At 41.1% G+C, this 10,289-nt stretch carries 13 protein-coding genes and 1 pseudogene; all 14 read left to right on the top strand.

Features of this window, described 5'->3' with window-relative positions; all coding sequences use genetic code 11:
• Positions 1-288: 288 nt before the first annotated feature.
• Positions 289-657, top strand: a complete 369-nt coding sequence (locus AYJ55_RS20900; protein ID WP_187153350.1) for a hypothetical protein — start codon at positions 289-291, stop codon at positions 655-657.
• A 335-nt stretch (positions 658-992) separates the two neighbouring features.
• Positions 993-1,992: pseudogene (locus AYJ55_RS20895) on the top strand (terminase large subunit); the annotation flags it as partial.
• Positions 1,993-2,131: 139 nt separating this feature from the next.
• On the top strand, positions 2,132-2,746 hold the full coding sequence (locus AYJ55_RS20890; protein WP_162505781.1) for an HP1 family phage holin: 615 nt from the start codon (positions 2,132-2,134) through the stop codon (positions 2,744-2,746).
• Positions 2,713-3,162 carry a lysis protein gene (locus AYJ55_RS20885; protein WP_063657600.1) on the top strand — a complete coding sequence of 150 codons (450 nt, stop codon included), beginning with the start codon at positions 2,713-2,715 and terminating at the stop codon, positions 3,160-3,162. Before AYJ55_RS20890 ends, AYJ55_RS20885 begins: the two co-directional genes overlap by 34 nt.
• Before the next feature lie 170 nt (positions 3,163-3,332).
• Positions 3,333-3,905, top strand: a complete 573-nt coding sequence (locus AYJ55_RS20880; protein ID WP_063657676.1) for a hypothetical protein — start codon at positions 3,333-3,335, stop codon at positions 3,903-3,905.
• Complete coding sequence (locus AYJ55_RS20875) at positions 3,902-4,099, top strand: hypothetical protein (RefSeq protein WP_063657645.1); 198 nt, start codon at positions 3,902-3,904, stop codon at positions 4,097-4,099. Before AYJ55_RS20880 ends, AYJ55_RS20875 begins: the two co-directional genes overlap by 4 nt.
• 182 nt (positions 4,100-4,281) lie before the next feature.
• On the top strand, positions 4,282-5,097 hold the full coding sequence (locus AYJ55_RS20865) for a tyrosine-type recombinase/integrase (RefSeq protein WP_162505780.1): 816 nt from the start codon (positions 4,282-4,284) through the stop codon (positions 5,095-5,097).
• Between the two features lie 260 nt (positions 5,098-5,357).
• Positions 5,358-5,957 carry a hypothetical protein gene (locus AYJ55_RS20860; RefSeq protein WP_063657649.1) on the top strand — a complete coding sequence of 200 codons (600 nt, stop codon included), beginning with the start codon at positions 5,358-5,360 and terminating at the stop codon, positions 5,955-5,957.
• Positions 5,958-6,119: 162 nt separating this feature from the next.
• Positions 6,120-7,430, top strand: a complete 1,311-nt coding sequence (locus AYJ55_RS20855) for an HP1 family phage holin (protein WP_162505783.1) — start codon at positions 6,120-6,122, stop codon at positions 7,428-7,430.
• Positions 7,390-7,875: a lysozyme gene (locus AYJ55_RS20850; RefSeq protein WP_063657599.1), complete on the top strand. Its 486-nt coding sequence runs from the start codon at positions 7,390-7,392 to the stop codon at positions 7,873-7,875. Before AYJ55_RS20855 ends, AYJ55_RS20850 begins: the two co-directional genes overlap by 41 nt.
• Complete coding sequence (locus AYJ55_RS20845) at positions 7,842-8,291, top strand: lysis protein (RefSeq protein WP_063657600.1); 450 nt, start codon at positions 7,842-7,844, stop codon at positions 8,289-8,291. The genes AYJ55_RS20850 and AYJ55_RS20845 overlap by 34 nt, the downstream gene beginning before the upstream one ends.
• Before the next feature lie 170 nt (positions 8,292-8,461).
• Complete coding sequence (locus AYJ55_RS20840) at positions 8,462-9,034, top strand: hypothetical protein (RefSeq protein ID WP_063657676.1); 573 nt, start codon at positions 8,462-8,464, stop codon at positions 9,032-9,034.
• Complete coding sequence (locus AYJ55_RS20835) at positions 9,031-9,228, top strand: hypothetical protein (protein WP_063657645.1); 198 nt, start codon at positions 9,031-9,033, stop codon at positions 9,226-9,228. Before AYJ55_RS20840 ends, AYJ55_RS20835 begins: the two co-directional genes overlap by 4 nt.
• 6 nt (positions 9,229-9,234) lie before the next feature.
• A partial coding sequence (locus AYJ55_RS20830; protein WP_063657784.1) for a tyrosine-type recombinase/integrase occupies positions 9,235-10,289 on the top strand: 1,055 nt, incomplete at its 3' end.

Here is a 10,289-nt window from a genome sequence, read left to right as displayed (position 1 = left end):
AGGTAAATGGGGTTAAAACCTTAATTGCTTTACATCAAAGGATTCAGGTAAAAAATTACAGAATAGCCAAAACGCATAATTCCGCAGTCATACTTCCGCATTTTGAAAAATTGGAAAACCTAATAATAACAACGCATGAAGAGGGATTTTTTTCGCATACTTCCGCAAAATAAGTCCGCACCCAAAATGGCTAATTTTACGAATGTTGCACAAAGGTTAAAAAGAGGTTGTCATGTCAGGGAAAGCTAAATATAAAAAGCGTATATTGATGACGTGATCAACCTGTCTTTGGTGAAAGGCAAAGTATCAAATCATTTCATTGCAAAATGGCTGCATGTGGATGAAAAAACGATTAGAAATTGGCGAAAGGATTATTACGAATTTGATCATGCTTTTCATCATGCGGCCGACATTTTGAAAAAAGAGCTAGCAGAAACAGCAAGGCAAAACACCAAAATCCGAAAACGCAAAATTATTAAAACCACGGCAGACGGCGAAACGACAACGATAGAAGAAGTATTGCCTAGTCACAATGATATTGCCGTTTACAAAAAGATGGGGATCAATGAAGTCTTCTTTAACGATGAAAAGCATCAACAAAAAGAATACTTAAGATCGATACTCGAGCGAAAAAATCAGCCGAAATCACTTCACTAGAGGCCGCGCAATTTTTAGAGATAGAAGGCATTCCTATACCAACTACCTTATTACTGGAAATTAAGCAATTGCAAGGTAGCCCTATACCAGAAGATATACTACCGCAAAATGCAATTACTCGAGAAATGACTTTAGAAGAGGCCGCAGAAGCGTACCAAAAACTGATGGGGTAAAGGGTTAAAATCGCTTACTTATTTATGTTATAAATGATATTAAATTTAAATATTTATTTAATATCAATTGATTATATGAGTTTAACCCCATTTTTTGTATTTTTATGTACACGTTTATGTGCAAAATATTTTTTTGAGTCGCTTTTTTCCGGACAAATTCCTATGCCGTTACCTTTTCCTTTTGACTTTAAAAAACCAGATTATTTTAAGGTATTTGAGTGGCGCGATGAGCGTCTACAACGGTTACGCCAGCAGCCGGAAAGTTTTAAACGATTAACCCGATTTTATAAGGATAATCCCGCGCAGTTTATTATTGACTGGGGCATGACGACAGACCCACGAAATGTCGATTACGGGTTACCGGTGACTATTCCTTTTTTGCTGTTCCCGAAACAGGAAGCATGGATTGACTGGATAATGACACGCTGGAAAGGACGTGAAAACGGTATTACCGAAAAAAGCCGCGAAATGGGCTTAAGCTGGACGTCAATTGCACTCGCATGCGCTTTATGTCTCTTTAATAAAGAGATGGTAATTGGCTTTGGCTCCCGCAAAGAAGAGTATGTTGACAGCACCGGTGACCCGAAAGCGTTGTTCTGGAAAGCCCGTAAGTTTATTGAAACTTTACCGCAAGAGTTTCGGGGAGGCTGGGTAGCGAAAAAACACGCGCCTTATATGCGGGTCAATTTTCCAAACACCGGCGCCATTATCAAGGGTGAAGCGGGGGACAATATTGGACGGGGTGACCGGACGACACTCTATTTCGTCGACGAAGCCGCCTTTTTGCCTCGTCCGCTATTGATTGATGCTGCCCTATCGCAAACTACCCGCTGCCGCATTGACTTAAGTTCGGTTAATGGGATGGACAATCCTTTTGCCCAAAAACGCCACAGTGGACGTATTCCGGTGTTTACCTTTCACTGGCGCAATGACCCCCGTAAAGATGAACAATGGTACGAAAAAGAGTGCCTGAAAATCGATAATCCGGTCATTGTGGCGCAGGAACTGGATTTGAACTATCAGGCGTCTGTTGAAGGTATCTTAATTCCCGCCGAATGGGTACAGGCGGCCATTGATGCCCATATCAAACTGGGGTTTTTGACAACGGGGGCTAAACGACTCGGTTTTGACGTTGCAGATGAGGGCGATGACAGCAACGCCCTCACGTTTGTACACGGATCGGTTGTCACGGATTGCCAGCAGTGGAGTAAAGGCGACGTGATCAGCTCAGCAAACCGAGTCAAAAACTATGCTGAGGAAGTCCATGCCGATGAAATCATCTATGACTCCATCGGGGAGTCATGACAACGATTTTTGATTTTTTTACCCTTGAGCAGTGGGTAGCTGTGATGGGTATTGTCTGCACGATAGGGACATTTTTTATCAACGTGTACTACCGCAAAAAGGAGTACAGACTCAAGGAACGTCAGTATGAAGATACCGAAAAAATATTGATGGCAACGGGCGGTAGTGCGTTGTTTTTAGCCTCAACGATGATAACGCATTTTGAAGGATTAAAATTTAAACCTTACTTCGATGGAGGTGGTGTACTCTCTGTTTGTTATGGTCATACAGGCAAGGATATTGTGCGTAACCGGATGTACACGCAAGAAGACTGCGATAAGTGGCTTAATGACGATTTAAAAGCCGTTAAACGTTATGTTGACCCGTTGATTAAGGTCAATATCAACACGCTAACACAGGCAGCCCTTTACTCATTTGCTTATAACGTGGGCGTGGGTAATTTTGCCAAATCGACCTTGCTCAAAAAGCTCAACAACAATGACCGAAAAGGGGCATGTGATGAGATGAAGCGGTGGGTTTATGTGAAAGGCGAAGTCTGGAAAGGGCTAATTACCCGTCGGGAAATTGAGAGCGTAATATGTTATGGCGACCTTACTCATTTATCGGAGTGATTATTGCAGGGTTAATTCTCTCACTTATTTTTATCAACTCCCGTTATCAAACCATCAGGCAAAACTACCAAACATTAAAACAGCAATATCGCGCACAAATTGAAGCCGTGAAATTACAGCAGCAAAAGATTGATTCTTTGCACCAACTCGATATTCAACACACGGAGAAATTAAATAATGCCAAAGCTGAAATTGCTAAGCTCAATGATGCTGTTCGTGCTGGCACTAAGCAGTTGCACGTCAATGCCGTGTGTCCAATACCCAAAACCGCTACCACCCAGAGCCGACATAATGAAGCCACCCCACAACTTAGTAAGGCAGCTCGAGAAGATTATTTCCGTCTCAGAGCGATGATAGCTGAGAACGAAAAGCAGACGGAATATCTACAGCAGTACATCAAAACACAGTGTCACTGAATCGGTCATTGGCACGTTCAAATCTTAACAATCTCAGCGCCACGCACGCGCATCAATAAAACACAGAACCTTATAGAAAGTCGAGCCTGAAGAACGCCGTTTAAAATGGTGCTTTTCTGTGGGCGGCTGTTCTGTGCGCGCAGGTTCGATTTTCTATAAGGAAAAGTACGATGAAATTAGTAACAACTAAAAATGACAATTTTTTAGTAACAGAAATGCCAACAATGACCAGTCTGGAAATGGTGGACTATATTAATGCGGAGCGGAAATCAAAAGCGGAAGCAGAGAGATTAACGTTTCCTTGCAAAAAATATCGCAAGTTACAGCACAATAATTTTATGGCAAAAGTACCCAAAGTTCTTGGAGAAACATCTGCTAAATTTTTAGCTGATGATATTTTCACCACTGGAAACGGTGCCCAGTCTATTCGAAAAATTTACCGATTTCCAAAACGTGAAGCCTGTCTAATGGCAATGAGTTACAGCTATGAGTTACAGGCTAAAATCTATGACTACATGACGGAGTTGGAAGAAAATAAAGGATTAGCTTTTACTATTGAGCAATTACAAAATATTGTTGCTACAGCCAGAAAAGAGTCTGATAAAGACTCTTCGGATGCTGGTCGTCGATTACGTAAGCGTCAAGATGATTTACCCATTCTTAAAAAAGCTGAAAAAACAGTAATGGAGTTATCTCAAATCCCCCTTGATTTAATTGGTGGAAGCATGAGGTTAGAAGGATGACTCCTGAGCAATTCATCGAAGCCAATGTTAAGGCCGAGTTAATCAAGCTGGGCTTTTCTACCTCTGTCGCCAGCTTAGCCACCCGTGAAGCCATCCGCTATTATCGCAAACAGCCAGCTAGTAGAAGAGGCAAGATGATAGAAGATTGTCTTAATCAAGCAAAAATTGTGGCCAGGTTAACAACAAAGCGATAATCGCAAATGAGTTCAATTAAACAAGTCAAAACTCGCCATGATAGCGAGGGTTTTCGTGTGCATTACGAAAATCCAGCAGGACGATTTCATAAAAGCTTTAAAACGCGGGAAGCTGCTTGCCATTTTCTTTTTCTGAGCGAATCTGAGCGATTTTTGGCGATGATGGCAAAAGAAAAAGAGCAATGCCGAGATTGGCATCTTCGCAAGTTGATTCAGTTTTATGTGGGGAAAAGGTCTTTCAGTGTGAAACGGGGCATTTACGGCAAAGTTCGCTCGATACGATTAAACATGCCTTGTTTTCGATTGACGAAACGTTGCAAGCAAAAATGGCGTTGAATATTCGCCCGAGTGAATTTAACGGTTTACCGGAAAATACGCTTAAACATCTGCATTCTGCCTATTTGCTGCTGAAAGCAATGCGAAATGTTGGTGTCAGTCCAATTCCAAAATTGAAAAGAAAAGGGGAAAAGCCTATTTTCATTCCGGCGTTTGAGAATGTGGATAGGATGATTGAAGAAGCGCCCGTCAGAGAAAAGATTGCCTTCATCTTGGCATCGGTGATTGGGCTTCGGATAAGCGAAATATTGGCATTGGATTATAGCGATATTCAAGGGGAATATTTGAATATCTCAAAACATGTAACACGAAACGGTGTTATTGAAGGCTTAAAAGCTGACGTTCAGCGATTGTTACCGATGCCAAAAGGGTTATTGTCGCTATTGGATAAAAACAAGTTTGGGTTACATGAACCATTAATTGTCAGTCAATCAGTGAAAAGACTGTCGTTAAATTACAGTACGACAGGAATTGTTAAGGAATTACTGGAAAAATTCAGGATTGGGAAATTTCATAACTTACGGCATTTTGCAGCGGTACGTCTTATCAAAAAACGGAATGATATTCATGTTATTTCTAAAATGCTGGGTCATAAAAACATTGAGACCACCTCAAATATTTACGGTCGATTTTCAGGGTCAATTTTTGAGTTAAATTTTTAACATTTGCGTTCATTTTTTAATCATTAAGGTAAATGGGGTTAAAACCTTAATTGCTTTACATCAAAGGGATTCAGGTAAAAAATTACAGAATAGCCAAAAACGCATAATTCCGCAGTCATACTTCCGCATTTTGAAAAATTGGAAAACCTAATAATAACAACGCATGAAGAGGGATTTTTTTCGCATACTTCCGCAAAATAAGTCCGCACCCAAAATGGCTAATTTTACGAATGTTGCACAAAGGTTAAAAAGAGGTTGTCATGTCAGGGAAAGCTAAATATAAAAAAGCGTATATTGATGACGTGATCAACCTGTCTTTGGTGAAAGGCAAAGTATCAAATCATTTCATTGCAAAATGGCTGCATGTGGATGAAAAAACGATTAGAAATTGGCGAAAGGATTATTACGAATTTGATCATGCTTTTCATCATGCGGCCGACATTTTGAAAAAAGAGCTAGCAGAAACAGCAAGGCAAAACACCAAAATCCGAAAACGCAAAATTATTAAAACCACGGCAGACGGCGAAACGACAACGATAGAAGAAGTATTGCCTAGTCACAATGATATTGCCGTTTACAAAAAGATGGGGATCAATGAAGTCTTCTTTAACGATGAAAAGCATCAACAAAAAGAATACTTAAGATCGATACTCGAGCGAAAAAAATCAGCCGAAATCACTTCACTAGAGGCCGCGCAATTTTTAGAGATAGAAGGCATTCCTATACCAACTACCTTATTACTGGAAATTAAGCAATTGCAAGGTAGCCCTATACCAGAAGATATACTACCGCAAAATGCAATTACTCGAGAAATGACTTTAGAAGAGGCCGCAGAAGCGTACCAAAAACTGATGGGGTAAAGGGTTAAAATCGCTTACTTATTTATGTTATAAATGATATTAAATTTAAATATTTATTTAATATCAATTGATTATATGAGTTTAACCCCATTTTTTGTATTTTTATGTACACGTTTATGTGCAAAATATTTTTTTGAGTCGCTTTTTTCCGGACAAATTCCTATGCCGTTACCTTTTCCTTTTGACTTTAAAAAACCAGATTATTTTAAGGTATTTGAGTGGCGCGATGAGCGTCTACAACGGTTACGCCAGCAGCCGGAAAGTTTTAAACGATTAACCCGATTTTATAAGGATAATCCCGCGCAGTTTATTATTGACTGGGGCATGACGACAGACCCACGAAATGTCGATTACGGGTTACCGGTGACTATTCCTTTTTTGCTGTTCCCGAAACAGGAAGCATGGATTGACTGGATAATGACACGCTGGAAAGGACGTGAAAACGGTATTACCGAAAAAAGCCGCGAAATGGGCTTAAGCTGGACGTCAATTGCACTCGCATGCGCTTTATGTCTCTTTAATAAAGAGATGGTAATTGGCTTTGGCTCCCGCAAAGAAGAGTATGTTGACAGCACCGGTGACCCGAAAGCGTTGTTCTGGAAAGCCCGTAAGTTTATTGAAACTTTACCGCAAGAGTTTCGGGGAGGCTGGGTAGCGAAAAAACACGCGCCTTATATGCGGGTCAATTTTCCAAACACCGGCGCCATTATCAAGGGTGAAGCGGGGGACAATATTGGACGGGGTGACCGGACGACACTCTATTTCGTCGACGAAGCCGCCTTTTTGCCTCGTCCGCTATTGATTGATGCTGCCCTATCGCAAACTACCCGCTGCCGCATTGACTTAAGTTCGGTTAATGGGATGGACAATCCTTTTGCCCAAAAACGCCACAGTGGACGTATTCCGGTGTTTACCTTTCACTGGCGCAATGACCCCCGTAAAGATGAACAATGGTACGAAAAAGAGTGCCTGAAAATCGATAATCCGGTCATTGTGGCGCAGGAACTGGATTTGAACTATCAGGCGTCTGTTGAAGGTATCTTAATTCCCGCCGAATGGGTACAGGCGGCCATTGATGCCCATATCAAACTGGGGTTTTTGACAACGGGGGCTAAACGACTCGGTTTTGACGTTGCAGATGAGGGCGATGACAGCAACGCCCTCACGTTTGTACACGGATCGGTTGTCACGGATTGCCAGCAGTGGAGTAAAGGCGACGTGATCAGCTCAGCAAACCGAGTCAAAAACTATGCTGAGGAAGTCCATGCCGATGAAATCATCTATGACTCCATCGGGGGAGTCATGACAACGATTTTTGATTTTTTTACCCTTGAGCAGTGGGTAGCTGTGATGGGTATTGTCTGCACGATAGGGACATTTTTTATCAACGTGTACTACCGCAAAAAGGAGTACAGACTCAAGGAACGTCAGTATGAAGATACCGAAAAAAATATTGATGGCAACGGGCGGTAGTGCGTTGTTTTTAGCCTCAACGATGATAACGCATTTTGAAGGATTAAAATTTAAACCTTACTTCGATGGAGGTGGTGTACTCTCTGTTTGTTATGGTCATACAGGCAAGGATATTGTGCGTAACCGGATGTACACGCAAGAAGACTGCGATAAGTGGCTTAATGACGATTTAAAAGCCGTTAAACGTTATGTTGACCCGTTGATTAAGGTCAATATCAACACGCTAACACAGGCAGCCCTTTACTCATTTGCTTATAACGTGGGCGTGGGTAATTTTGCCAAATCGACCTTGCTCAAAAAGCTCAACAACAATGACCGAAAAGGGGCATGTGATGAGATGAAGCGGTGGGTTTATGTGAAAGGCGAAGTCTGGAAAGGGCTAATTACCCGTCGGGAAATTGAGAGCGTAATATGTTATGGCGACCTTACTCATTTATCGGAGTGATTATTGCAGGGTTAATTCTCTCACTTATTTTTATCAACTCCCGTTATCAAACCATCAGGCAAAACTACCAAACATTAAAACAGCAATATCGCGCACAAATTGAAGCCGTGAAATTACAGCAGCAAAAGATTGATTCTTTGCACCAACTCGATATTCAACACACGGAGAAATTAAATAATGCCAAAGCTGAAATTGCTAAGCTCAATGATGCTGTTCGTGCTGGCACTAAGCAGTTGCACGTCAATGCCGTGTGTCCAATACCCAAAACCGCTACCACCCAGAGCCGACATAATGAAGCCACCCCACAACTTAGTAAGGCAGCTCGAGAAGATTATTTCCGTCTCAGAGCGATGATAGCTGAGAACGAAAAGCAGACGGAATATCTACAGCAGTACATCAAAACACAGTGTCACTGAATCGGTCATTGGCACGTTCAAATCTTAACAATCTCAGCGCCACGCACGCGCATCAATAAAACACAGAACCTTATAGAAAGTCGAGCCTGAAGAACGCCGTTTAAAATGGTGCTTTTCTGTGGGCGGCTGTTCTGTGCGCGCAGGTTCGATTTTCTATAAGGAAAAGTACGATGAAATTAGTAACAACTAAAAATGACAATTTTTTAGTAACAGAAATGCCAACAATGACCAGTCTGGAAATGGTGGACTATATTAATGCGGAGCGGAAATCAAAAGCGGAAGCAGAGAGATTAACGTTTCCTTGCAAAAAATATCGCAAGTTACAGCACAATAATTTTATGGCAAAAGTACCCAAAGTTCTTGGAGAAACATCTGCTAAATTTTTAGCTGATGATATTTTCACCACTGGAAACGGTGCCCAGTCTATTCGAAAAATTTACCGATTTCCAAAACGTGAAGCCTGTCTAATGGCAATGAGTTACAGCTATGAGTTACAGGCTAAAATCTATGACTACATGACGGAGTTGGAAGAAAATAAAGGATTAGCTTTTACTATTGAGCAATTACAAAATATTGTTGCTACAGCCAGAAAAGAGTCTGATAAAGACTCTTCGGATGCTGGTCGTCGATTACGTAAGCGTCAAGATGATTTACCCATTCTTAAAAAAGCTGAAAAAACAGTAATGGAGTTATCTCAAATCCCCCTTGATTTAATTGGTGGAAGCATGAGGTTAGAAGGATGACTCCTGAGCAATTCATCGAAGCCAATGTTAAGGCCGAGTTAATCAAGCTGGGCTTTTCTACCTCTGTCGCCAGCTTAGCCACCCGTGAAGCCATCCGCTATTATCGCAAACAGCCAGCTAGTAGAAGAGGCAAGATGATAGAAGATTGTCTTAATCAAGCAAAAATTGTGGCCAGGTTAACAACAAAGCGATAATCGCAAATGAGTTCAATTAAACAAGTCAAAACTCGCCATGATAGCGAGGGTTTTCGTGTGCATTACGAAAATCCAGCAGGACGATTTCATAAAAGCTTTAAAACGCGGGAAGCTGCTTGCCATTTTCTTTTTCTGAGCGAATCTGAGCGATTTTTGGCGATGATGGCAAAAGAAAAAGAGCAATGCCGAGATTGGCATCTTCGCAAGTTGATTCAGTTTTATGTGGGGAAAAAGGTCTTTCAGTGTGAAACGGGGCATTTACGGCAAAGTTCGCTCGATACGATTAAACATGCCTTGTTTTCGATTGACGAAACGTTGCAAGCAAAAATGGCGTTGAATATTCGCCCGAGTGAATTTAACGGTTTACCGGAAAATACGCTTAAACATCTGCATTCTGCCTATTTGCTGCTGAAAGCAATGCGAAATGTTGGTGTCAGTCCAATTCCAAAATTGAAAAGAAAAGGGGAAAAGCCTATTTTCATTCCGGCGTTTGAGAATGTGGATAGGATGATTGAAGAAGCGCCCGTCAGAGAAAAGATTGCCTTCATCTTGGCATCGGTGATTGGGCTTCGGATAAGCGAAATATTGGCATTGGATTATAGCGATATTCAAGGGGAATATTTGAATATCTCAAAACATGTAACACGAAACGGTGTTATTGAAGGCTTAAAAGCTGACGTTCAGCGATTGTTACCGATGCCAAAAGGGTTATTGTCGCTATTGGATAAAAACAAGTTTGGGTTACATGAACCATTAATTGTCAGTCAATCAGTGAAAAGACTGTCGTTAAATTACAGTACGACAGGAATTGTTAAGGAATTACTGGAAAAATTCAGGATTGGGAAATTTCATAACTTACGGCATTTTGCAGCGGTACGTCTTATCAAAAAACGGAATGATATTGTTATTTCTAAAATGCTGGGTCATAAAAACATTGAGACCACCTCAAATATTTACGGTCGATTTTCAGGGTCAATTTTTGAGTTAAATTTTAACATTTGCGTTCATTTTTTAATCATTAAGGTAAATGGGGTTAAAACCTTAATTGCTTTACATCAAAG

The organism is Candidatus Arsenophonus triatominarum (assembly GCF_001640365.1).
Taxonomy (GTDB): Bacteria; Pseudomonadota; Gammaproteobacteria; order Enterobacterales; family Enterobacteriaceae; genus Arsenophonus; species Arsenophonus triatominarum.
This window is presented reverse-complemented; position numbering and strand designations above follow the sequence as displayed.

Bases quoted from the DNA above. Each gene is read 5' to 3' on its own strand.
- AYJ55_RS20875 (WP_063657645.1), top strand. From the start codon at position 3,902: ATGACTCCTGAGCAATTCATCGAAGCCAATGTTAAGGCCGAGTTAATC.
- AYJ55_RS20840 (WP_063657676.1), top strand. From the start codon at position 8,462: ATGAAATTAGTAACAACTAAAAATGACAATTTTTTAGTAACAGAAATG.
- AYJ55_RS20880 (WP_063657676.1), top strand. From the start codon at position 3,333: ATGAAATTAGTAACAACTAAAAATGACAATTTTTTAGTAACAGAAATG.
- AYJ55_RS20855 (WP_162505783.1), top strand. From the start codon at position 6,120: ATGCCGTTACCTTTTCCTTTTGACTTTAAAAAACCAGATTATTTTAAG.
- AYJ55_RS20835 (WP_063657645.1), top strand. From the start codon at position 9,031: ATGACTCCTGAGCAATTCATCGAAGCCAATGTTAAGGCCGAGTTAATC.
- AYJ55_RS20860 (WP_063657649.1), top strand. From the start codon at position 5,358: ATGTCAGGGAAAGCTAAATATAAAAAAGCGTATATTGATGACGTGATC.
- AYJ55_RS20845 (WP_063657600.1), top strand. From the start codon at position 7,842: ATGTTATGGCGACCTTACTCATTTATCGGAGTGATTATTGCAGGGTTA.
- AYJ55_RS20885 (WP_063657600.1), top strand. From the start codon at position 2,713: ATGTTATGGCGACCTTACTCATTTATCGGAGTGATTATTGCAGGGTTA.
- AYJ55_RS20865 (WP_162505780.1), top strand. From the start codon at position 4,282: ATGCCGAGATTGGCATCTTCGCAAGTTGATTCAGTTTTATGTGGGGAA.
- AYJ55_RS20850 (WP_063657599.1), top strand. From the start codon at position 7,390: ATGAAGATACCGAAAAAAATATTGATGGCAACGGGCGGTAGTGCGTTG.
- AYJ55_RS20890 (WP_162505781.1), top strand. From the start codon at position 2,132: ATGACAACGATTTTTGATTTTTTTACCCTTGAGCAGTGGGTAGCTGTG.